The sequence below is a fragment of the Micromonospora sp. NPDC049047 genome (assembly GCF_040649135.1).
Classification (GTDB): Bacteria; Actinomycetota; Actinomycetes; order Mycobacteriales; family Micromonosporaceae; genus Micromonospora.
In genome coordinates this window covers 305,011-326,977 of sequence record NZ_JBEZEY010000004.1, presented here as the reverse complement: position 1 = coordinate 326,977, position 21,967 = coordinate 305,011, and the positions used below count along the sequence as shown (strand labels likewise).

The following is a 21,967-nucleotide window of genomic DNA, read 5'->3' as shown; positions in this document are numbered from 1 at the left end:
GCGCCCTGCGCGAGGGCCCCCGGGCCTCGCCGGAAAAGGAAATTCGCATGAGCCTGTCGGCCACGACGGCACCGCCGTCGCCAGCAGCACCGCCTTCGCCCGACGTCTCTTCCCGACGTAGCCGGGCAAGGCTATTCAACCGCCTCGATGTCAAGTACTCGCCGTACCTCTACATCGCCCCGTTCTTCGTGATCTTCGGCGTGTTCGGGCTGTACCCGATGGCGCGTACCGCCTGGATGTCACTGCACGACTGGGACTTGATCGGCGACCACACGTTCATCGGCTTCGACAACTACACCCGGCTGTTCTCCGACGAGTACTTCTGGAACGCGCTGGTCAACACGTTCGGCATCTTCGCCCTGTCGACCATCCCGCAGTTGTTGCTCGCCCTGTTCCTGGCGAACCTGCTCAACCGGACCCTCCTGCGCGGTAAGACCTTCTTCCGGATGGCCATCTTCATGCCGAACGTGGTGTCGGTGGCCGCGGTCGCGATCGTCTTCGGAATGCTGTTCCAGCGGGAGTTCGGTCTGTTCAACTGGCTGCTCAGCCTCGTCGGTGTCGACCCGGTCGACTGGGACGGGCAGCGGTGGAGTTCCTGGTTCGCCATCTCCACGATGGTCAACTGGCGGTGGACGGGGTACAACACCCTGATCCTGCTCGCCGGCATGCAGGCCATTCCGAAGGACCTCTACGAGGCCGCGGCGATCGACGGCGCCAGCCAGTGGCGGCAGTTCTGGCAGATCACCCTGCCGATGCTCAAGCCCACCTTCGTCTTCGTGGTCATCCTGTCCACGATCGGCGGGATGCAGCTCTTCACCGAGCCCCTGCTCTTCGGCAACGGCAGCATCATCGGCGGCAACCAGCGGGAGTTCCAGACGCTTGCCATGTACATGTACGAGATGGGCATCTCGAACCTCAGCACCGCTGGCTACGGAGCCGCGGTCGCCTGGGCGATCTTCATGATCATCATCGTGGTGTCGCTGTTCAACTTCCTACTCGTCCGCCGCTCGGCGAAGTGAGGAGAGATCGATGATCTCGGCTTCCCAGCGCCTGTGGCGCACCAGCCCGCTGACCTACATGGCGCTCGTCCTCGCGGCACTGCTCTCGATCTACCCGTTCTATTACATGATCGTGATCGGCACCCGCAGCCTGGACAACATCAACGACGTGCCGCCGCCGCTGACGCCCGGCGGGGCGTTCGGTGACAACTTCGGGCGGGTGCTCGACAACGACGCCGCGAACTTCCTCACCGGCATGATGAACTCGATCATCGTCTCCTCGGTGGTCACCCTGTCGGTGGTGCTCACCGGCTCGCTGGCCGGGTTCGCCTTCGCCAAACTGCGGTTCCGGGGCAGCAACGTCCTGCTGCTGGCGATCATCGTCACCATGATGATCCCGACCCAGCTGGGGCTCATCCCGCTCTGGGGCATGATGCAGAATCTGGGGTGGTACGACACCCTCTACGCGGTCACCGTGCCGTTCCTGGTCACCGCCTTCGGCGTGTTCATGATGCGGCAGTACGCCAGCCAGGCGATCTCCGACGAGCTGATCGAGGCCGGTCGGGTCGACGGGGCCAGCACGTTCCGGATCTACTGGAACATCGTGCTGCCCGCGCTGCGCCCCGCCGCCGGCGTTCTCGGTCTGCTGACCTTCATGGAGACCTGGAACTCGTTCCTCTGGCCGTACGCCATCCTCACCCCGGAGAACCCGACCCTGCAGGTCTCGCTCTCCTTCCTCTCGTACGCCTACTACACCGACTATTCCCAGGTGTTCGCCGCCACGGCGATCGGGACCATCCCCCTGGTGATCGTTTTCCTCGTGTTCGGCCGCCAGATCATCGGCGGGATCATGGAAGGTGCCGTCAAGTCGTGAGCAACCCCGCCAGCCCACCCGCCGTCGACGTCCTCGACGAGCGCCCCGGGCTGACCTTCCCACCCGGATTCCTGTGGGGGGCCGCGACCGCGGCGTACCAGATCGAGGGGGCAGCGGCCGAAGACGGCCGGACCCCGTCGATCTGGGACACCTTCAGCCACACCGACGGTCGGGTCGTCGCCGGGCACACCGGCGACGTCGCCTGCGACCACTACCACCGGCTCGGTGGCGACGTCGCGCTGATGGCCGAGCTGGGCCTGAAGTCGTACCGTTTCTCGGTCTCCTGGTCCCGGGTGCAGCCCGGCGGCACCGGCGCGGCCAACCCGCAGGGGTTGGACTTCTACCGGCGCCTGGTCGACGAGCTGCTGGCCAACGGCATCGAGCCGTGGCTGACCCTCTACCACTGGGACCTGCCGCAGCCGCTCGAGGACGCCGGCGGTTGGCCGGCCCGGGACACCGCTGCCCGCTTCGCCGACTACACCACCCTGGTGGCCGACGCGCTCGGTGACCGGGTGCGCTACTGGACCACGCTGAACGAGCCGTGGTGCTCGGCGTTCCTCGGCTACGGCGCCGGTGTGCACGCCCCCGGCCGCACCGACGGTGCGGACGCGGTTCGTGCCGGGCACCACCTGATGCTCGGTCACGGCCTGGCCGTGCAGGCGTTGCGGGCCTCCCGGCCGACCGCCGAGGTGGGCGTGACGGTCAACCTCTACCCGGTCGACCCGGCCAGCGACGCCCCGGCTGACGTGGACGCCGCCCGGCGGATCGACGGGTTGGCCAACCGGTTCTTCCTCGACCCGCTGCTGCGCGGGTCGTACCCGGAGGATCTGGTGGCCGACCTCGCTACGGTGACCGATTTCAGCCACGTGCAGGACGGCGACCTGGCTACCATCGCCACGCCGCTGGACCTGGTCGGGGTCAACTACTACAGCCGGCACGTGGTCGCCGCGGCGACCGAGGACGCGCCGGCCGACCCGGCTCCCTCGTGCTGGCCGGGCAGCGAGGACGTCCGGTTCGTCACCCGTGGCGTCCCGGTGACCGACATGGGCTGGGAGATCGACGCCCCGGGCCTGACCGAGACGCTGCGTCGGGTGCACGAGTACACCGACCTGCCGTTGTACGTCACCGAGAACGGGTCCGCGTTCGTCGACTCGGTGGTCGACGGGCAGGTCGACGACGTCGACCGGCTGGCCTTCTTCGACGCCCACCTGCGCGCCGCGCACGACGCGATCAACGCCGGAGTGCCCCTACGGGGATACTTTGCCTGGTCGTTGATGGATAATTTCGAATGGGCCTGGGGTTACACCAAGCGGTTCGGCATGATCCACGTCGACTACGACAGCCAGATCCGCATCCCCAAGTCCAGCGCCAAGTGGTACGCCTCGGTGATCCGGCGCAACGGTCTGGCCGCACAATAGGCTCGGGCCAGCCACCAGGACGGTCCCGGCGTCCACCTCTCGCAGGTGGCGCCGGGTCCGCCCGCCGTCGGAGGAGCAGACGATGACAACGCAGCGCACCCGATCGCTCGGGCGCCCGACCCTCGATGCGGTCGCGGCGCGCGCCGGCGTCGGTCGGGGCACGGTCTCCCGGGTGGTCAACGGCTCGCCGCAGGTCAGCCCGGAGGCCCGGGCCGCGGTCCAACAGGCCATCGCCGAGCTGGGGTACGTGCCGAACCGGGCGGCCCGGGCACTCGTCACCCAGCGGACCGACTCCGTCGCGCTCGTGGTGTCCGAGTCCGGTGAGCGGGTCTTCACCGAGCCGTTCTTCGCCGCGATCGTCCGGGGGATCAGCTCCGGTCTGCTGGAGACGCCGATGCAGCTCTGGCTGGCCATGGCGCAGTCGCCGGTGGAGCGGGAACGGGTCGAGCACCACCTGACCAACCAACACGTCGACGGCGTGCTGCTGCTGTCGCTGCACGACTCCGACCCGCTGCCGACGCTGCTGGAAGAGCGCGGCCTGCCCGCGGTGCTCGGTGGTCGGCCCGCCCGGATGCTGCAACCGGGCGCCCAGCCAGCCTGGTTCGTCGACGTGGACAACGTTGGCGGGGCCCGGCAGGCGGTCGAGTACCTGGCCGGGCTGGGACGTCGGCGCATCGCCACCATCGCCGGCACCCAGGACATGGGCGTGGGCCTGGCCCGCCTGGCCGGCTACACCGAGGCGGTGAAGGCCACCGGGGCCGGCGTCAACCCCGACCTGATCGCGTACGGGGATTTCAGCGAGGGCAGCGGTGCGAGCGCCATGCGGCGACTGTTGGACGTCTGCCCGGACCTGGACGCGGTCTTCGTCGCGTCCGACCTGATGGCGTTCGGTGCGCTGCGGACGCTGCGGGAGGCCGGCCGGCGGGTGCCGCAGGACGTCGCGGTGATCGGCTTCGACGACGCGACGATCGCCCTGCGGGCGGACCCGCCGCTGACCACCGTCTTCCAACCGGTGGAGGAGATGGGCCGACAAATGGCCCGCCTGCTTGTCGCCCGGATCCGCGGCGAGGACCTCCCGGCCACCCACATCCTCCTGGACACCCAACTGGTCCACCGCGCCTCCGCCTGACCCACTCCCCACCCCGGCTGCCTCAAGCGCCTGGCACCCCACCCGCCTCAAGCACGCCGTGCCTGGGCACGCGCCGTGCCTCTCCCGCAGCGTTCATGATCGCGCTCGATCCTGGATGAAGTGGTCATCCGTGCGGAAGGAGGCCACTACATTCAGGAAGTTGCGCGATCTTGCGTGGTCCGCGGCGCACGGCGCCGGCTGCGGAGTCGCACGACGGAGCCCGCGGGGGCAGTGCGCGGCCTACGACGCACAGCGCGGGGCGGGGCGGGGTGGTTGGGCGTGCGCAGCGCGGGGTGGGGGTGGTCAGGCGGGGGGCGGAGCCCAGCGGCGGAGTTCGCGTTTGGCCAGGGAGTTGCGGTGGACCTCGTCGGGGCCGTCGGCCAGCCGTAGGGTGCGGGTCTGCGCCCAGAGGGCGGCAAGTGGGGTGTCCTGGCTGACGCCGGCGCCGCCGTACCCCTGGATGGCCTTGTCGATCACCCACTCCGCCATCGCCGGGGTGCCGATCTTGATGGCCTGGATCTCGGTGTGGGCGCCCTTGTTGCCGACGGTGTCCATCAGCCAGGCCGTCTTGAGCACCAGCAGTCGGGCCTGCTCGATACGCACCCGCGACTCGGCGATCCACTCCCGGACCACGCCCTGCTCGGCGAGGGGCCTACCGAACGCGATCCGGTCGAGCGCCCGCTTGCAGAGCAGTTCCAATGCCCGCTCGGCCATCCCGATCAACCGCATGCAGTGGTGGATCCGGCCGGGACCGAGCCGGGCCTGGGCGATGGCGAAGCCGGTGCCCTCGGCCCCGATCAGGTTCTCCGCGGGCACCCGGACGTCGGTGAAGTCGATCTCGGCGTGCCCGCCGTGCGAGCCGTCGGTGTAGCCGAAGACGGTCATGCCACGGCGGACGTGCACCCCGGGGGTGTCCCGGGGGACCAACACCATGCTCTGCTGGCGGTGCCGGTCGGCCGACGGGTCGGTCTTGCCCATCACGATGAAGATCTCGCAGCGCGGGTCCATCGCACCCGACGACCACCACTTGCGGCCGTTGATCACGTACTCGTCGCCGTCACGGGTGATCCGGGTGGCGATGTTCGTGGCGTCGGAGGAGGCGACGTCCGGCTCGGTCATGCAGAACGCGGAGCGGATCTCACCCTCCAGCAGGGGCATCAGCCAGCGTTGCTGCTGCGCTTCCGAGCCGAACTCGGCAAGCAGCTCCATGTTGCCGGTGTCCGGTGCCGCGCAGTTGACCGCCTCCGGGGCCAGGTGCGGGCTGCGTCCGGTCAGCTCGGCCAGCGGGGCGTACTGCAGGTTGGTCAGGCCGGCACCGTAGCGCGGGTCGGGGAGGAACAGGTTCCACAGGCCGCGCTTGCGGGCCTCCGCCTTCAGCTCGGCCAGCACCGGGGTACGCGACCACGGGTCACCGGCGGCCACCTGCTCGGCGTGCACCGCCTCGGCCGGGTAGACGTGCTCGGTCAGGAACCGGGTCAGCTCGTCGCGCAGCTCCTCGGTCCGGGCGTCGTATGAAAAGTCCATCACCGCTCCCTGGCGGCGGTCAGCCCGTGCGCGACCAGCGGTGCCACCATCTCGCCGATCCGGTCGAAGCCCTCGCCGAGCGTCTGCCCGAGCGTGTGCCGGTAGTGGATGCCCTCGCAGATGACAGCCAGCTTGAAACAGCCCAGCGCCACGTGCCAGTGCAGCGGCCCGACGTCCACGTCGCTGCGCCCGGCGTACCGCTCGATCAGCTCGGCGCCGGTGGGGAAGCCGGCGCGCGGCCCGAGCCCGTCGGCGACCGGGTTGCCCTCGGCGGTCTCGTTGCCGCCCAGCACGTCCCAGTACGTCAGCAGCAGCCCCAGGTCGGCGAGGGGGTCGCCGAGGGTCGCCATCTCCCAGTCGAGCACCGCGTGCACTGTCGCCGGGTCGGCCGAGGCGAGGAGATTGTCCAGTCGGTAGTCGCCGTGCACGATCCGGCCGGTGTTCGCGCCCTCCGGGGCGGTCGCCGCGAGCAGGTCCCGCAGCTCGTCGATGCCGGGCAGCTCCCGGCTGCGCGAGCGGTCGAGCTGCCCGGCCCAGCGGCGGACCTGCCGGGCCAGGTAGCCCTCCGGGCGGCCGAAGTCGCTCAGCCCGACGGCGGCGGGCTCGACGGTGTGCAGCGCGGCGAGGGTGTCCATCATCGCCAGGGCGAGGGCCCTGCGGCTCTCGTCGCCCAGCGGGTCGGTCTGCGCGCGGGTGCGGAACACCTCGCCGGGCATCCGCTCCATCAGGTAGAACGGTGCGCCGATCACGTCCGGGTCGGTGCAGAGCAGCAGCGCGCCCGGGACCGGCACCGCGGTCGGCGCGAGCGCCGAGATGACCCGGAACTCGCGGGCCATGTCGTGCGCGGTCGCCAGCACGTGTCCGAGCGGGGGACGGCGCAGTACGACCTCGCGGTCGCCGAGGTGCAGCAGGTAGGTGAGGTTGGACTTGCCGCCCGCGATCAGGTGGGCCCGCAGCGGTCCGGCGGCCAGCTCGGGGCGGTGCTCCGCCAGATGGTCGTGGAGTCGGTCCAGGGCCAACCCGGCGGGGGAGGTGGGATCGGCCTCCGGCCGGGACGCATCGACGGCCGGATCGCTCATCCGACTAGTTGATGGCAGCCCGTTCATGTTGTCAAGGTCAGATTTTCCGCTCGGGACATGGCCCTGCAACAGGGACGAAATGGTCAACGACCAGGCTGGGTCCAGCCTGCCGGCCGTCCTTCGGCCGGCCCGCCGAGCGGAGGGACAGACATGTTGCTGCGAGTTCGGGTCACCCTGCCGGATCGTCCGGGCACGCTCGGCCAGGTCGCCCGCACCCTGGGCGTCTCCGGCGCGGACATCGTCCAGGTGGTGGTCCTCGAACGACTCGGCGGGCGCGCGGTGGACGACTTCACAGTGGTCTGGCCGGGCGCGGCCCGGGTGGAACGGCTGCTGGCTGGCCTCGCGGCGATTCCGGGCGTGCGGGTGGACGGCGTGTGGCGGGCGATCGGCGCGCCCACCACCACCGGCCAGGACGCGGAGCTGCTGGCCCAGGTCGCGGCCAACCCCGCCGACGGGCTGGCCACCCTTGTCGACGCCGTGCCCGGGCTGCTGGCGGCCGACTGGGCCGTCGCCGCCGTGGTGCCTGTCGACTGGGCCTCGCGGACCGGAGGCGGCGGGGCGACGGTGGGGCACGCGAGCTGGCGTACCCCTGCGCCCCTGCGGTTGCCGGAGGTGACCCCGTTGCGCGGCCGGTCGATGACCACGCCCGACGGCACCCACCACGCGATAGCGCCGTTCGGCCGGGCCGGCCTGGTGCTGGTGGTGGCCCGGGAGTACAGCGACACCCTCTGCGCCGCCAACTTCCACAGCACCGAGGTCGACCGGCTCACCCAGCTGGTGCGGGCCAGTGCGGTGATCCTCGGCGATCGGCTGGACCTGGTGGGCGCGCCGCCGGTCAGCGCCAATCCCTGAGGCGCCACCCGGCGACCGGCGGGCCGCGGGGGCCGGACTTGTTGATCTAGTCTCCTCGGATGGACATCTCCACTGGTGGATATCGCGCGGAGACCGCCGGCAGCGGCGGCCGCGTCCCGTCCGGTGCGTCGTGGGGCGACCAGGCGGACGCCAAGCTGCCGAAGCCGGTGCCCCGGCGGCGGCCGGGGAACCAGATGGCACCCACCTACGCGGACTTCGGCACCGAGCCGCCCCGCCTCGGCAACGTCGAGATCACCGGCGTGCACCGGTCCTCGGCGGCGGACGACCATCTGGCGATCAACGCCGGCGGGTCTGTCGAGTTCGAGTTCGACGTGCCCGACCCGGCAGTGGTCCGGGAGGCCTGCGTCACCCTTGTGGCGCTCGTGTCGATGCTGGCCGGAGGCCCCGGGTACGCCCCGCTCACCGTCACCCTCAACGGCCGGCCGCTGGCCGACGAGCTCCGCGTCCCGAACGGCGGTGGGCTTCCGCAACGGCTGGTCTTCGCGGTCCCGGCCGAGGAGTTGGTGCCCGGCTGGAACACGATGCGGATCGCGAGCGGTGTCGACGCCCGCAGCATGCTGTGGCTCTACCGGGTCACTGTCGACCCGATGTACGCGCACGACCAGGCGGGCCTGGCCCTCGTCCGGCAGGCGGTCGCCGAGCCGGTGCTGCGGTACGCGAGCGACGCCGGCGAGATCGTCATCTTCGTCGGTCGGGGCGAGCAGTCCGTCCTCGACCAGGTGGCGTGGGCCGACACGTCCGGCGCCGAGTACGCGATCACGTTCGAGAAGCAACAGCGGGCCTTCTACGGCTGGCGGCGGCAGCCGGGTGGAGAGCCGATGGAGTTCCGCGGCCGGCTGACCGGGCGCGGCACCGTCGCCGAGGAGACGTGGCACTTCGAGACCGAGGAGGGCTGGGCCGGTGGCTGGCACCGCTCGGGTGACCTGCTCATCGCGGTGGAGGTGCGCGGCTGCCCGATCACCCGGTTGGCCTGGCGGGACCTGCGCGGCAACAACGGCACTGTCGCCTTCGGCGGCGGCGGGTTCCTGGGCACCTACCAGCGGGTCGGGGAGGGCCCCATCGGCTACCGCGGCCGTTTCGCGTAGCGGCGGAACCGGTGACCCGCCGCGCGGGGTCGGCCTCCTGAGCGCAACCCGTCACCGCCGGGCAATCGGGCGGCAACAGCGGGGGACGACTGTGGTACGCGGGGAAGGAGCCAACCATGACGTTGTGGCGGATCCGAGCGACGGTGGACGACCGGCCGGGTTACCTGTCGGTGCTCACGGCCAGCCTCGCCCTGCGTGGGGTCAACATCCTCACCGTGCAGGTGCAGCCCACCGAGCAGGGTGCGGTGGACGACTTCCTGGTCGACGCGCCGGACGCGCTCGACGAGGCGGGCCTGATCGCCGCCGTCGAGCGAGGGCGGGGCCGGGACTGCTGGGTGGCGCGCAGCGAGGCGCGCGGCCTGGCCGACCAGCCCACCCGGGTGCTCGGACTGGCCAACCGGCTGGTGCGGGACCCGGACGCGACGGGTGAGGCGCTGCGGACCCTGTTGGCCGCCGACGACGTCAGCTGGCGGCCGGCGTCGGTCGGCGTCGACCGGGGGATCATCGGCACGAGCATGTCGCTGGCGGACCCGGCGGGCGGCTCGTTCGCGCTGCGCCGGGCCGCGCCCGCGTTCACCCCTGCGGAGTACGCCCGGGCGCAGGCCCTGGTCGAGCTGGCCGCCACAGTGGTCCGTCGGGCCGCTGAGCAGATCACCCTGGTGTTGTCCGACGGTGCCGAGGTTGCCGTGCGGCCCGCCTGCGCGGACGATCTGTCCGGCGTCGTGGAGCTGCACGAGGCGTGCTCGCCGCGCAGCCGGCACCGGCGTTACCTGGGCGGGGCGGCGTTGCCGCAGCCGGACCGGCTGCGTCGGCTGCTGGAGCCGAGTCGAGGGCTGACCCTGGTGGCCACGGCCACGGGCGCCGACGGTGAGGCGGAGTCGGTGGTCGCCCTGGCGAACCTGCTCGGCGAGGGCGACGAGGCCGAGGTGGCGCTGCTGGTGCGCGACGACTGGCAGCGGCGGGGGCTCGGCTCATCGCTGCTGCGCCGGTTGGCCCAGCATGCCGACCGCGCCGGGTACGCGGCGCTGGTGCTGCACGTCCAAGCCGACAACGACCCGATGTTGCGGACGCTGCGGCGGCTGGACCGGCCCAGTTCGGTGGAGCGCGACGGCGGGCGGTGCACCGTCACGGTCCCGCTCGGCCACCGGCGTCAGCGCGAAGGCGGTTCGCGGCGGCCCGAGACGCAGAACCGGTTGCCCTCCGGGTCGGCGAGCACCACGTACGGCGGTTCGGTGGGCAGCGGGTCGGTGGGGTAGTGCGCCCAGTCCACCGGTTGGGCACCGAGTGCGAGCAGCCGGTCGACCTCCTCGTCGAGGGTGCGCTCGCCGGCGTCCAGGTCGAGGTGGACCCGGGGGAACTCCTCGACCGGGCTCGCGCTGAGGTCCATCGCGATGGGCGCGCCCGGCGCCCCGGGCGGCGGTTCCAGCACGATCCATTCGTCGCCGGGATGCCGGGGCGGGCGGCGGCGGTAGCCGAGGGCACCGGCCCAGAACGCCGCGGCCCGTTCCGGCTCGGACACTCCCAGCGAGAGCTGCGCGATCATCGCCATCGCTCGACGGTACGTCACGACCCGGTCAGTTTGCCCGGCGCGGTGGCACCGCGCCCCACCGACCGCTCGTTCGTCCGTGCGGTGGTCTGACCGGATCGAGCGGATGAGTAGGCGGGTCGGAAAAGCCGACGACCGGCCCTCGGAGCGGTGTCCGGGGCCGGTCGTCGGCGTCGTCGGTCAGCTGGTGAAGGTGATCCGGTCGCGACGGCGACGCATCATCAGCAGGGCGCCGCCGCCGATGAGGGCGACACCGCCGAGTGCGTAGGTGGTGACTGCCACGCCGGTGAGCGGGAGATCGCCGCCGTTGTCACCACCGCCGCCCGCGCCTGCGGAGGCCGACGCCGACGCTGACGCTGACGCCGACGCCGAGGCTGAGTCGCCGGGGGTCGCCGACTCCGACGGCGCGGCCGAGCCCGTCGGCGTCGCCGTCGGCGTGGTGGTGGCCGGTGTGGTCGGCGTCGGCGTCGGCGACTGCGTGGTCGGTGTGGTCGGGGTCGGCGACTCGGTGGCCGCGGTGCCAGCGCACGTGTGGCTGAGGTTGAACCGCTCGCCCACGCCGCTGACCAGGGCGCTGCCGCCGGTCAACGTCCATCCGGCCGGGGTGAGGAGATAGGCGTGCTTCACCTGCTTGTCGCCTCCGCCGTTGGCGGACAGGAAGTCGGTGTAGGGGTCGGCGGGGTTCGGCACGGTCACCGTCACGGAGACGCCCGCGGTGTCCTTGAAGGTCAGCGACAGGCTCTGGAAGTCGCCGGCCTGCTTGGTGGGCAGCACGAAGTGCCAGCCGTCCTGGTCGGTGGGTCGGGCACCGAACTTCGGGTCCTGGCACTCCTGCTGGAACGCTCCCGCCGTCGCGCCGACATGGGCGCGGTTGAGGGGGACGATGCTCGATGCCCAGGCCGGTGCGGCGATGGCGAAAACGGCCGTGGCGGCGGCCGTGCAGACGGCCGAGTGCATCAGGCGCCGACGCAGTGGCATGAGGGTTCCTCCGGGGATTGGGTCGAGGGGCCGCCCATGATCCACTGACGGGACGCCCCGACGGCATCGGTCAACCGGGCTGAGCTGGGGCAACGTCTCGGTTGGAGTGACTGCCGGACCGGCTTCTCGCGCTGGCGTACGCGTGTCGCCGTAACGCGCACGGGTGCGGTGGCGCTGGCGGCGGGACACGGGCTTCCCAATCGGCGGCGACCACATTACATTGTCGCTTATCCATGGGAGCGCTTCCACCAGCTGCCATGGTCATACCGCCACCCCCGATGTCGCCGGTGGCCGTGCCGCCCGAACGCCGTCCCGCGTCGGTGCGACCATCGGCGGCGCCTCCGACAGGAGCCCGCCATGCGCCATGCCACCCGGTCGGTTCCCGGCCGCTCACCGGTCGTCGACCAACCCTGGCCCCGCCGGCTGCTGAGCGCCGGCATCGCAGTGCTCACCGGCCTGTCCATGGTGGCCGCCGGGCCGGCTTCGGCACCCGCGTCCGCGGCCCCGGCGACCTTCAACTACGCCGAGGCGTTGCAGAAGTCACTGCTCTTCTATGAGGCGCAGCAGTCCGGCGAGCTGCCCGACTGGAACCGGGTCTCCTGGCGCGGGGACAGCGCGCTCACCGACGGTGCCAGCGCCGGGCTCGACCTCACCGGCGGCTGGTACGACGCCGGTGACCACGTGAAGTTCGGCTTCCCGATGGCGTTCAGCGCCACAATGCTCGCCTGGGGGGCTGTCGAGTACCGCAGCGGCTACACGGCCTCCGGGCAGCTGCCGCACCTGCTCAACAACCTGCGCTTCGTCAACGACTACTTCATCAAGGCGCACCCGTCGGCCAACGTCCTCTACGGGCAGGTCGGCAAGGGCGACGACGACCACAAGTGGTGGGGTCCGGCCGAGGTGCTGCCGATGGCGCGGCCCGCGTACAAGATCGATGCGAGCTGTGGCGGCGCGGACCTCGCCGGCGAGACGGCGGCGGCGATGGCCGCCTCCTCGATGGTGTTCCGGCCCACCGACGCGACCTACGCGGACAAGCTGCTCAGCCACGCGAAGCAGCTCTACACCTTCGCCGACACGGTCCGGAAGTCCTACAGCGAGTGCATCACCGACGCGGCGTCGTTCTACAAGTCGTGGAGCGGCTACCAGGACGAGCTGGTGTGGGGTGCCATCTGGCTCTACCGGGCCACCGGCGACGCCAGCTACCTGGCCAAGGCCGAGAGTGAGTACGACAAGCTCGGCACCGAGCCGCAGTCCACCACCCGCTCCTACAAGTGGACCATCGCCTGGGACAACAAGCAGTTCGGCGCGTACGTGCTGCTGGCCAACCTGACCGGTAAGCAGAAGTACGTCGACGACGCCAACCGCTGGCTGGACTACTGGACCGTCGGGGTGAACGGGCAGCGGGTGCCGTACTCGCCGGGCGGGATGGCGGTGCTCGACTCCTGGGGTGCGCTTCGCTACGCCGCCAACACCTCCTTCGCCGCGCTGGTCTACAGCGACAAGACCACCGACACCACGCGCAAGGCGCGCTACCACGACTTCGCCGTCCGGCAGATCAACTACGCGCTCGGCGACAACCCGCGCAACTCCAGCTACGTCATCGGGTTCGGGGCCAACGCACCGAAGAACCCGCACCACCGCACCGCGCACGGGTCCTGGTGGGACAGCCAGACCGTGCCCGTCGAGACCCGGCACACCCTCTACGGGGCGCTTGTCGGCGGCCCGTCCTCGGCCAACGACGCGTACACCGACAGCCGGTCCGACTACGTGATGAACGAGGTCGCCACCGACTACAACGCCGGTTTCACCTCGTCGCTGGTCCGGCTGACCTCCGAGTACGGCGGCAGCCCGTTGGCGAACTTCCCGGTCGCCGAGACGCCCGACATGGACGAGATGACAGTGGAGACCACTGTGATGCAGGCCGAACCCCGGGCCACCGGGCTCAAGGCGATCGTCTACAACAAGTCGGCGTTCCCGGCCCGGGCACTGACCAACGGTAAGTTCCGGTACTACTTCCGGCCCGACGGCACCGGCCCCGTGCAGGTCACCTCCGGCTACACCCAGGGCTGCCCGTCGCCGACCACTGCCAAACAGTTCAGCGGCGACATCTGGTACGTCGAGGTGGACTGCACCGGCTACACCATCGCCCCGGCCGGGCAGTCGCAGCACCGGATGGAGGTCCAGTTCAAGATCGGCGTGCCGGAGGGCGGCACCTGGGACCCGACAAACGACCCGTCGTACCAGGCGACCGCCGGCCCGAACCGCAAGGTTCCGCTCTACGCCGGTAGCACCCGCGTCTGGGGTGTGGAGCCCGGACCGGCCACCCCGGACACCACCGCCCCGACCGCGCCGGGCAAGCCCGCCGCGTCTGGTCTCGCGTCCCGCTCGGTCACCCTGACCTGGGCGGCGTCCACCGACAGCGGCGGCAGTGGCCTGGCCGGTTACGAGGTCCGCGAGGTGCAGGTCGGCAGCGACACGGTGGTGGTCCGGCCGGTCACCGGCACGACGCTTACCATCTCCACGCTGCTGCCGGCGACGTCGTACGAGTTCACCGTCGTGGCCCTCGACGGCGCGGGCAACAGGTCGACCGCCTCACCGGTGCTCACCGTGACCACACCGCCGACCGGCTCCACCGACACGACGGCGCCGAGCACCCCCGGCACCCCGGTCGCCTCGGCGGTCACCGCCACCGGGCTCACCCTGGCCTGGACCCCGTCGACCGACAACGTCGGGGTCACCGGGTACCGGGTCTACCGCGAGGCCGGCACGACAGACGTGCTGGTCGGCTCACCCACCGGTTCCACCGTGGCGGTGTCCGGGCTGACCGCGTCGACGTCGTACCAGTTCTACGTGGTGGCCGTGGACGCGGCCGGAAACGTCTCCGCCGCGTCGCCCGGCGTCACTGTCACCACCACGGCCCCGCCTGCCGGCGGCGGCTGCGCGCTGACCTGGACGGCGAACAACTGGGACACCGGGTTCACCGCGAACATCACGATCACCAACACCGGCACCACGGCGATCAACGGCTGGACGCTCGCGTTCACGTTCGGAAGCAGCGGGCAGAAGATCGGGCAGGCCTGGTCGGCGAACGTGACCCAGATCGGCACCGCGGTGACCGCGTCGAACCTGTCCTACAACGGGACACTGGCGCCGGGTGCGTCGACGAGCTTCGGCTTCAACGGCACCCACACCGGCAGCACCACCAGGCCGGCCACCTTCACCCTGAACGGTGCCGCCTGCACCGTCTCCTGACTCGTCGACGCGGCGTGGCGTGGCCGGTACCGCGCCCGGGCGACCGGCCACGCCGCGCAAGACGAAAACATTTCCGAAACTTTTCCGTAAAACCATTGCCCGGACCGGCGCGTCGTTAGCATCGACTGAGTTGGATATCCCACCCCAGACGTCCGGTCGTTCCGCCTCGGCGGCCCGGGTGTAGGCCAGTAAGGAGGCCGAGATGGAAATGAGCCCATCTGTTCATCGCGGCGGCACTCGGCGACGGCGCTCAACCGCCGTCCGAGCGCTGCTCGCCGGCGCGTTCAGCGTCGTGACTGTGGCCGCCGTCGCGGTGATGATGCCCTCGGCGAACGCCGCCGCGAGCACGCTCGGCGCGGCCGCCGCGCAGTCGGGCCGGTACTTCGGCACCGCCATCGCGGCAAGCCGGCTGAGCAATTCCACGTACAGCACGATCGCGGCGCGTGAGTTCAACATGATCACCGCCGAGAACGAGATGAAGCCGGAAGCGACGCAGCCCCAGCGGGGCCAGTTCAACTTCAACTCCGGTGACCAGATCTACAACTGGGCGACCCAGCGCGGCCTGCAGGTCCGTGGGCACACCCTGGCCTGGCACGCGCAGCAGCCGGGCTGGATGCAGAGCCTGAACGGCAGCAGCCTGCGGCAGGCGATGATCGACCACATCAACGGCGTGATGGGCCACTACCGGGGCAAGCTCGCCGCGTGGGACGTGGTCAACGAGGCGTTCAACGAGGACGGCAGCCGCCGCTCGTCCAACCTCCAGGGCACCGGCAACGACTGGATCGAGGTGGCGTTCCGCACCGCGCGGGCGGCCGACCCGTCGGTCAAGCTCTGCTACAACGACTACAACATCGAGAACTGGTCGTACGGCAAGACGCAGGGCGTCTACCGCATGATCCAGGACTTCAAGTCCCGTGGCGTGCCGATCGACTGCGTCGGGTTGCAGACCCACTTCACCGGCGGCAGCTCGCTGCCGAGCAACTTCCAGACCACGCTGTCCAGCTTCGCCGCGCTCGGCGTGGACGTGGCGCTGACCGAGGTCGACGTCACCAACTCCTCCACCACCCAGTACGCCGGGCTGACCCAGGCGTGCCTGAACGTGCCGCGCTGCATCGGCATCACCGTCTGGGGCGTACGCGACAGCGACTCCTGGCGCTCGAACGAGAGCCCGCTGCTCTTCGACGGCAACGGCAACAAGAAGGCCGCCTACACCTCCGTCCTCAACGCGCTGAACGCGGCCTCCCCGACGTCGAGCCCGACCGCGACCCCGACGGTGACCCCGACGGTGAGTCCGACCACCAGCCCGCCGCCGAGTGGCGGCGCCGGTCGGATCGTCGGCGTGCAGTCGGGCCGGTGCATCGACGTGCCCAACGCCACGCAGACCAACGGCACCCGCGTCCAGCTCTACGACTGCCACACCCAGTCGAACCAGCAGTGGACGTACACCGCGAGCAAGCAGTTGATGGTCTACGGCAGCAAGTGCCTCGACGCCAACGGCGGAGCCTCGGCGAACGGCACCGGAGTCATCATCTGGGACTGCAACGGCCAGTCGAACCAGCAGTGGAACATCAACTCCAACGGCACCATCAGCGGCGTGCAGTCCGGCCGCTGCCTGGACGTCTGGGGCACCGGCAACGGCCAGCAGGTCCAGCTGTACGACTGCCACGGGCAGACCAACCAGCAGTGGCGGACCGACTTCGGTGGCACCACCCCGACGACGGCGCCTCCGACGACCGCGCCGCCGACGTCCGCGCCGCCGACCACGCCCCCGGCGGGCGGCTGCGCGCTCCCGTCGACCTACCGGTGGTCGTCGACCGGCGCACTCACCAACCCGAAGAACGGCTGGGTCTCGCTCAAGGACTTCACCAACGTCGTCTACAACGGCCAGCACCTGGTCTACGGGTCGTACGTGAACAGCAGCGGCCAGTACAGCTCGATGAACTTCGGCACGTTCACCAACTGGTCCGACATGGCCTCGGCCAGCCAGAACGGAATGAGCCAGGGCACCGTGGCACCCACGCTGCTGTACTTCGCCCCGAAGAACATCTGGGTGCTGGCGTACCAGTGGGGGCCGACCTCGTTCAGCTACAAGACGTCGAGCGACCCGACGAACGCCAACGGCTGGTCCTCGGCGCAGACGCTGTCCACCGCCACCCTCAGCGACGCCCCGTACGGGGTTATCGACCAGACCCTCATCGGCGACGACCAGAACATGTACCTGTTCTTCGCCGGGGACAACGGCAAGATCTACCGGTCGAGCATGCCGCTGGGGAACTTCCCGGGCAGCTTCGGCTCGACCTACACGACGATCATGACGGACTCGACGAACAACCTGTTCGAGGGTGTCGAGGTCTACAAGGTGGCGGGCCAGAACCAGTACCTGATGATCGTCGAGGCGATCGGGAGCCAGGGACGCTACTTCCGGTCGTTCACGTCCAGCAGCCTGAACGGCTCGTGGACCCCGCAGGCCGCCAGCGAGAGCAACCCCTTCGCCGGCAAGGCCAACAGCGGCGCGACGTGGACCAACGACATCAGCCACGGTGACCTGGTCCGCACCAACCCCGACCAGACCAAGACCATCGACGCCTGCAACCTGCAGTTCCTGTACCAGGGCAAGAACCCCAGTGCGGGAGGCGACTACAACCTGCTGCCGTGGCGGCCGGGTGTCCTGACCCTCCAGCGCTAGGCGCAGATCCGTTCGCGCAGGACCGGGGCGTGTCCGGCACCGTGGGTGCCGGGCACGCCCCGCCTGAGTTGAGGTCCTGGAGAGTCTCCGGTCCTCGGGTGGAGCGGTGACTGTCCAAGATCTCGCCCGGGACCGGGGATAACCGTCCGGGATTTCGGGCAAGTCATCTGCGTGGGGGAGTTGCTGACCGTCGGGCATGGCACAGCCGACCGGGTGCGGCTGGGAGAGTTGCTGACCGGTGCCGGGGTGACAGTGCTCGTGGACGTGCGACGGTACCCGGCCAGCCGCACCAACCCGGACGTCAACCGCGCGGAACTTGAGCGGTGGTTACCCGAGTGCGGGATCGACTACCGCTGGGAGCCGGACCTGGGCGGACGCCGGCACGTCCGGGCCGGCGACCCCGAGCCGGACACCTGGTGGAAGGTCGCCGCGTTCCGGGCGTACGCCGCGTACACCCGCAGCCCGGAGTTCGACGTGGCGCTGACCAAGGTGCTTACCGACGCGGCCCAGCGGACCACTGCCGTGATGTGCAGCGAGAGCCTCTGGTGGCGCTGCCACCGCCGGGTGATCGCCGACGTCGTGACCCTCGGTCGGGGAACGCCGGTGGCGCACCTCATGCCGGAGGGGCGGCTCAGCCCCCACCAACCCGCCGAGGGCGCCCGCCGGCTCCCCGACGGGAACCTGTGCTGGGACGGCTGAGTCACTCCACCAGGTCGTCGGCGAGCAGATCCATCAGAAGGCCGTCGTGCCAGCGCCCGTCCTCGCCGCGCTCGTAACGGCGCAGCACACCCACCGGGCGGAAACCGACCTTCGCGTACGCGCGGATCGCGGCGCTGTTCGCCGCGGCCGGGTCGATGGTGAAGCGGTGGTGACCGTACTCGTCGATCAGGTGCCGGGTGAGGGTGCGGATCGCGTCCACGCCGAGCCCCGCGCCGCGCACCGCCGGGTCGAGGAAGACGTCCAGGCTGGCGTGCCGGTAGTCCGGGTCCGGTTCGGCATGCCACTGGATCGCGCCGACCACCCGGCCGTCGTGCTCGACGGCGTAGACGTGCAGGTCGTCGTCGCCGAGGTCGGCGCGGACGGAGTCGGCGAGGTCGTCGCCGCCACGCCACCACCGGCGTACCTCCGGGGCGGCCCGGATCGCCGCGAGGGTCGGCACGTCCGCGACCGTCGCCGGTCGCAGGGTCACCGCCCGCCCGCGCAGCACCGGCTCAGCCTCGGTTCTCGCCGTGCTCGACGCAGACTGCCGACCAGCCGACCGGCAGCACCTGCACCTTCATCCGGCGTCGGCACTGCGGGCAGTAGCGCGGCGGCTCCAGCGCGCGGGCCGCCGCGCACGACTCGTGCCCGGCGGCCGACGCGTCCTCGCCGCAGCGGTCACACCAGCGCTGCGCTGCCACAAGCTCGGTCACGTCGTCCTCACCGATCAGCTCAGAGGGTCGCGGACAGGGCCTTGACCGGCATCTTCAGTTCGTCGAGCAGGTCGAGGTCTGCGGTCGCCGGCCGGCCCAGCGTGGTCAGGTAGTTGCCGACGATCACCGCGTTGATGCCGCCGAGCAGGCCGTCGCGGGTGCCCAGGTCACCGAGGGTGATCTCGCGACCACCGGCGTACCGGAGGATGGTACGTGGCATGGCCAGCCGGAACGCGGCGATGGCCCGCAGCGCGTCCTTGCCCTCCACCACCGGGCGGTCGCCGAGCGGCGTACCGGGCCGGGGATTGAGGAAGTTGAGCGGCACCTCGTGCGGGTTCAGCTCGGCGAGCTGCGCGGCGAACTCGGCCCGCTGCTCGACGGTCTCGCCGAGGCCGAGGATGCCACCGCAGCACACCTCCATGCCGGAGTCGCGCACCATCCGCAGCGTCTCCCAGCGCTCCTCCCAGGTGTGTGTGGTGACCACGTTGGGGAAGTACGACCGGCAGGTCTCCAGGTTGTGGTTGTAGCGGTGCACACCCATGTCGACCAGGTCGTCGACCTGCTCCTGGGAGAGCATCCCCAGCGACGCGGCGACCTGGATGTCGACCTCGGCCCTGATGGCGGCGACACCCTCGCGCATCTGCTTCATCAGCCGGTCGTCCGGGCCGCGCACGGCCGCCACGATGCAGAACTCGGTAGCTCCGGTCTTGGCGGTCTGCCTCGCCGCCTCGACGAGCGACGGGATGTCCAGCCAGACCGAGCGCACCGGGGAGGTGAACAGGCCGGACTGGGAGCAGAAGTGGCAGTCCTCCGGGCAGCCGCCGGTCTTCAGCGAGACGATGCCCTCCACCTCGACCTCGGGACCGCACCAGCGCATCCGCACGTCGTGGGCGAGTTGCAGCGCGGCGGGCAGGTGCTCGTCGGGCAGGTTGAGCACCGCGAGGATGCCGGCCTGGTCGAGGCCGACACCGTCACCCAGCACCTGGGTCCGGGCCTGGTCGAGGATCTCTGGCATGGCTCGTACCCTACAAGGCCCCCGGATCAGCCGGAATGGCCTGGCAGCCCGCCGGCCGCCCGCACCGAGTGGATCCGTCGGGCCGACGGTGGCGGGTGGTAATTTCGCCCGGCGGGTGTCGGGCTGACCGGCCCGGACGGCGGCGAAGGGGTGACGGTGGCGGACTGGCTGGCGGCGCTCGACCGCCGCGCGCAGTTGCGGGCGAAGGCCGGGCTGACCCGGCGACTGCACCCGCGACCCGCTGGCGACGGGGTGATCGATCTGGCCGGCAACGACTACCTCGGCCTGGCCACCCACCCGGAGGTCACCGCCGCGGCCACGGCGGCGCTGTCGGCGTACGGGTTGGGAGCCACCGGGTCGCGCCTGGTGCGCGGCTCCACCGACGCCCACCAGGCGCTGGAGGACGAGCTGGCGCGGTGGTTGGGCACCGAACGCGCCCTCGTCTTCTCCTCCGGCTACCTGGCCAACCTCGGTGCGCTGCGGGCGCTCGTGCAGCCTCGGACGCTGCTCGTGTCCGACGCCCACAACCACGCCTCCCTGATCGACGGCTGCCGGATCTCCGGGGCGGAGACAGTGGTCACCCCGCACGCCGACGTGGACGCCGTGACCGCCGCGCTCGCTGCCGCTCCGGGCCGCCCGGCGGTGGTGGTGACCGAGTCGGTCTTCTCGGTCGACGGTGACCTCGCGCCGCTGACCCGGCTGCACGCTGTCGCCCGCCGCCACGGTGCGCTGCTGCTTATCGACGACGCGCACGCGCTCGGCGTGACCGGTCCGGCCGGCGCCGGCGCGGTGGCCGCCGCCGGGCTGGCCGGCGAACCGGACGTGCTGGTGACCGCCACCCTGTCCAAGGCGCTCGGTGGTGCCGGTGGTGTGGTCGCCGGCCCGGCCGAGTTCGTCAGGCATCTGGTCGAGACCGGGCGTACCTTCATCTTCGACACGGCCCTGCCCCCGGCGGTCGCCGCCGGGGTGCATGCCGCGCTGCGGCTGGCCCGCGGCGGCGACGACCTGCGCGCGGAGCTCTCCGACCGGGTGCGGCTGGCGGTCGGTCGACTGCGGGCAGCCGGCCTGACCGTCTCCGCGCCGGACGCGGCGGTGATCTCGGTGACCGCCCCCGGGCCGGAGGCGGCGACCGCCTGGGCGGCCGACTGCCGGGAGTTGGGTGTCGCGGTGGGCTGTTTCCGACCGCCGTCCACCCCGGACAGCCGGTCCCGCCTGCGCCTCACGGTCAGTGCCGGGGTGCCCCGGGCGGATTTCGAGCAGGCAGTGGAGGTCATCGTGGAGTGTGCCCCGTGAGCGCGAGGGGTGTGCCGGGTGTGCCAGCCCCGCGGGCGGAGGTTCTCCCATGACCGGGTGGGCCGGGCCGGTCCTGGTTACCGGGACCGACACCGAGGTCGGCAAGACGGTGACGACCGCGGCCATCGCGGCCGCGGCGCAGGCCGCCGGGCTGCGGGTCGCGGTGGTCAAACCGGCTCAGACGGGTACGGCCGGCGGTGAACCGGGCGACGTGGACGCGGTGAACCGGCTGGCTGCCCCCCTTACCGGCCGCACCCTGGCCAGTTATCCCGACCCGCTCGCCCCGCTGGCCGCCGCCCGGGTGGCGGACCTGCCGCCGCTGGAGTTGTACGAGGCGGTGGACGCGGTCCGCGCGGAGGCGGACAAACACGACCTGGTGCTGATCGAGGGCGCGGGTGGGTTGCTGGTGCCGATGGGGCTGCGTCCGTCGGGGGAGCCGTGGACGATGGCCGACCTGGCGGTGTCGCTCGGCGCGCCCGCCGTTGTGGTCGCCCGCGCCGGCTTGGGCACGCTCAACCACACGGCGCTGACCCTGGAGGCGCTCGACCGGCGGGCGGTGCCGGCCGGGGTGGTGATCGGCGCCTGGCCGGGCCGGCCGGAGTTGGTGCACTGGACCAACCTCACCGATCTGGTGCCGAATCTGCTCGGCGCGCTGCCGGACGGGGCCGGCGCGATGGACCCGGGGGTGTTCCGGCGCTCCGCGCCGGGCTGGCTCACGCCGGCCCTGCACGGGGTGCTCGACGACTGGCGGGTGTGGGCCGAAGAGAGCGGCTGACACCTGACTTTCGTCGGTGTCCGCGCAGGT

At 71.2% G+C, this 21,967-nt stretch carries 19 protein-coding genes; 12 read left to right on the top strand and 7 right to left on the bottom strand.

What is annotated here, in order from left to right; translation table 11 throughout:
* Positions 1-47: 47 nt before the first annotated feature.
* The 4 genes from AB0B86_RS09615 (at position 48) to AB0B86_RS09600 (ending at position 4,419) form a co-directional block, all read left to right on the top strand.
* Positions 48-1,019, top strand: coding sequence for a sugar ABC transporter permease (locus AB0B86_RS09615; protein ID WP_357417171.1), 972 nt, complete (start codon positions 48-50; stop codon positions 1,017-1,019).
* 10 nt (positions 1,020-1,029) lie between these two features.
* A complete protein-coding gene (locus AB0B86_RS09610; RefSeq protein ID WP_357417169.1) occupies positions 1,030-1,872 on the top strand; it encodes a carbohydrate ABC transporter permease in 843 nt (280 codons plus the stop codon).
* Positions 1,869-3,290 carry a GH1 family beta-glucosidase gene (locus tag AB0B86_RS09605; RefSeq protein ID WP_357408017.1) on the top strand — a complete coding sequence of 474 codons (1,422 nt, stop codon included), beginning with the start codon at positions 1,869-1,871 and terminating at the stop codon, positions 3,288-3,290. Before AB0B86_RS09610 ends, AB0B86_RS09605 begins: the two co-directional genes overlap by 4 nt.
* Positions 3,291-3,372: 82 nt before the next feature.
* Positions 3,373-4,419, top strand: a complete 1,047-nt coding sequence (locus AB0B86_RS09600; RefSeq protein ID WP_357408015.1) for a LacI family DNA-binding transcriptional regulator — start codon at positions 3,373-3,375, stop codon at positions 4,417-4,419.
* A 303-nt stretch (positions 4,420-4,722) separates the two neighbouring features.
* Here the strand turns inward: AB0B86_RS09600 and AB0B86_RS09595 are convergent, their stop codons facing one another.
* Entirely contained in the window at positions 4,723-5,943 is a 1,221-nt protein-coding gene (locus tag AB0B86_RS09595) for an acyl-CoA dehydrogenase family protein (protein WP_357408013.1), read from the bottom strand.
* Complete coding sequence (locus AB0B86_RS09590; protein ID WP_357408011.1) at positions 5,943-7,022, bottom strand: phosphotransferase family protein; 1,080 nt, start codon at positions 7,020-7,022, stop codon at positions 5,943-5,945. Before AB0B86_RS09590 ends, AB0B86_RS09595 begins: the two co-directional genes overlap by 1 nt.
* 150 nt (positions 7,023-7,172) lie before the next feature.
* On the opposite strand from AB0B86_RS09590, the gene AB0B86_RS09585 reads away from it, so the two are divergent.
* From AB0B86_RS09585 to AB0B86_RS09575, 3 genes are all read left to right on the top strand, one after another.
* The gene (locus AB0B86_RS09585; protein WP_357408009.1) at positions 7,173-7,874 is read left to right on the top strand and encodes an amino acid-binding protein; all 702 of its coding nucleotides are present in this window, start codon (positions 7,173-7,175) and stop codon (positions 7,872-7,874) included.
* A 59-nt stretch (positions 7,875-7,933) separates the two neighbouring features.
* Positions 7,934-8,980 carry a hypothetical protein gene (locus tag AB0B86_RS09580; protein ID WP_357408007.1) on the top strand — a complete coding sequence of 349 codons (1,047 nt, stop codon included), beginning with the start codon at positions 7,934-7,936 and terminating at the stop codon, positions 8,978-8,980.
* Between the two features lie 116 nt (positions 8,981-9,096).
* Entirely contained in the window at positions 9,097-10,236 is a 1,140-nt protein-coding gene (locus AB0B86_RS09575) for a GNAT family N-acetyltransferase (RefSeq protein ID WP_357408005.1), read from the top strand.
* Here the strand turns inward: AB0B86_RS09575 and AB0B86_RS09570 are convergent.
* Both AB0B86_RS09570 and AB0B86_RS09565 read right to left on the bottom strand, forming a co-directional pair.
* Positions 10,131-10,529: a VOC family protein gene (locus AB0B86_RS09570; RefSeq protein WP_357408003.1), complete on the bottom strand. Its 399-nt coding sequence runs from the start codon at positions 10,527-10,529 to the stop codon at positions 10,131-10,133. The genes AB0B86_RS09575 and AB0B86_RS09570 overlap by 106 nt on opposite strands.
* 177 nt (positions 10,530-10,706) lie before the next feature.
* Positions 10,707-11,504 carry an LPXTG cell wall anchor domain-containing protein gene (locus AB0B86_RS09565; protein WP_357408001.1) on the bottom strand — a complete coding sequence of 266 codons (798 nt, stop codon included), beginning with the start codon at positions 11,502-11,504 and terminating at the stop codon, positions 10,707-10,709.
* Positions 11,505-11,861: 357 nt separating this feature from the next.
* On the opposite strand from AB0B86_RS09565, the gene AB0B86_RS09560 reads away from it, so the two are divergent.
* The 3 genes from AB0B86_RS09560 (at position 11,862) to AB0B86_RS09550 (ending at position 18,141) form a co-directional block, all read left to right on the top strand.
* Positions 11,862-14,756, top strand: a complete 2,895-nt coding sequence (locus AB0B86_RS09560; RefSeq protein WP_357417163.1) for a glycoside hydrolase family 9 protein — start codon at positions 11,862-11,864, stop codon at positions 14,754-14,756.
* A 202-nt stretch (positions 14,757-14,958) separates the two neighbouring features.
* Positions 14,959-17,442: a non-reducing end alpha-L-arabinofuranosidase family hydrolase gene (locus AB0B86_RS09555; protein WP_357417161.1), complete on the top strand. Its 2,484-nt coding sequence runs from the start codon at positions 14,959-14,961 to the stop codon at positions 17,440-17,442.
* A 171-nt stretch (positions 17,443-17,613) separates the two neighbouring features.
* Positions 17,614-18,141 carry a DUF488 domain-containing protein gene (locus AB0B86_RS09550; RefSeq protein ID WP_357407995.1) on the top strand — a complete coding sequence of 176 codons (528 nt, stop codon included), beginning with the start codon at positions 17,614-17,616 and terminating at the stop codon, positions 18,139-18,141.
* Position 18,142: 1 nt separating this feature from the next.
* Here AB0B86_RS09550 and AB0B86_RS09545 read toward each other — a convergent pair whose 3' ends face one another.
* Genes AB0B86_RS09545 through bioB form a run of 3 tightly spaced genes read right to left on the bottom strand, consistent with a single transcriptional unit; the run spans position 18,143 to position 19,869 of the window.
* Positions 18,143-18,649 (bottom strand): GNAT family protein, encoded by a 507-nt coding sequence (locus AB0B86_RS09545; protein ID WP_357417158.1) that lies wholly within the window; start codon positions 18,647-18,649, stop codon positions 18,143-18,145.
* A gap of 4 nt (positions 18,650-18,653) precedes the next feature.
* On the bottom strand, positions 18,654-18,869 hold the full coding sequence (locus AB0B86_RS09540) for a hypothetical protein (protein WP_357408141.1): 216 nt from the start codon (positions 18,867-18,869) through the stop codon (positions 18,654-18,656).
* A gap of 4 nt (positions 18,870-18,873) precedes the next feature.
* The gene (gene bioB, locus AB0B86_RS09535; protein WP_357407991.1) at positions 18,874-19,869 is read right to left on the bottom strand and encodes a biotin synthase BioB; all 996 of its coding nucleotides are present in this window, start codon (positions 19,867-19,869) and stop codon (positions 18,874-18,876) included.
* 156 nt (positions 19,870-20,025) lie between these two features.
* Here bioB and AB0B86_RS09530 point away from each other — a divergent pair, with 156 nt between their 5' ends.
* Positions 20,026-21,162, top strand: a complete 1,137-nt coding sequence (locus AB0B86_RS09530; protein ID WP_357417155.1) for an 8-amino-7-oxononanoate synthase — start codon at positions 20,026-20,028, stop codon at positions 21,160-21,162.
* Positions 21,163-21,211: 49 nt separating this feature from the next.
* Entirely contained in the window at positions 21,212-21,937 is a 726-nt protein-coding gene (gene bioD, locus AB0B86_RS09525; protein ID WP_357407987.1) for a dethiobiotin synthase, read from the top strand.
* Positions 21,938-21,967 lie beyond the last annotated feature (30 nt).

Coding starts and splice junctions, on each gene's coding strand:
- AB0B86_RS09615 (WP_357417171.1), top strand. CDS start 48: ATGAGCCTGTCGGCCACGACGGCACCGCCGTCGCCAGCAGCACCGCCT.
- AB0B86_RS09610 (WP_357417169.1), top strand. CDS start 1,030: ATGATCTCGGCTTCCCAGCGCCTGTGGCGCACCAGCCCGCTGACCTAC.
- AB0B86_RS09600 (WP_357408015.1), top strand. CDS start 3,373: ATGACAACGCAGCGCACCCGATCGCTCGGGCGCCCGACCCTCGATGCG.
- AB0B86_RS09595 (WP_357408013.1), bottom strand. CDS start 5,943: ATGGACTTTTCATACGACGCCCGGACCGAGGAGCTGCGCGACGAGCTG.
- AB0B86_RS09590 (WP_357408011.1), bottom strand. CDS start 7,022: ATGAGCGATCCGGCCGTCGATGCGTCCCGGCCGGAGGCCGATCCCACC.
- AB0B86_RS09585 (WP_357408009.1), top strand. CDS start 7,173: ATGTTGCTGCGAGTTCGGGTCACCCTGCCGGATCGTCCGGGCACGCTC.
- AB0B86_RS09580 (WP_357408007.1), top strand. CDS start 7,934: ATGGACATCTCCACTGGTGGATATCGCGCGGAGACCGCCGGCAGCGGC.
- AB0B86_RS09575 (WP_357408005.1), top strand. CDS start 9,097: ATGACGTTGTGGCGGATCCGAGCGACGGTGGACGACCGGCCGGGTTAC.
- AB0B86_RS09570 (WP_357408003.1), bottom strand. CDS start 10,529: ATGGCGATGATCGCGCAGCTCTCGCTGGGAGTGTCCGAGCCGGAACGG.
- AB0B86_RS09565 (WP_357408001.1), bottom strand. CDS start 11,504: ATGCCACTGCGTCGGCGCCTGATGCACTCGGCCGTCTGCACGGCCGCC.
- AB0B86_RS09560 (WP_357417163.1), top strand. CDS start 11,862: ATGCGCCATGCCACCCGGTCGGTTCCCGGCCGCTCACCGGTCGTCGAC.
- AB0B86_RS09555 (WP_357417161.1), top strand. CDS start 14,959: ATGGAAATGAGCCCATCTGTTCATCGCGGCGGCACTCGGCGACGGCGC.
- bioB (WP_357407991.1), bottom strand. CDS start 19,869: ATGCCAGAGATCCTCGACCAGGCCCGGACCCAGGTGCTGGGTGACGGT.
- bioD (WP_357407987.1), top strand. CDS start 21,212: ATGACCGGGTGGGCCGGGCCGGTCCTGGTTACCGGGACCGACACCGAG.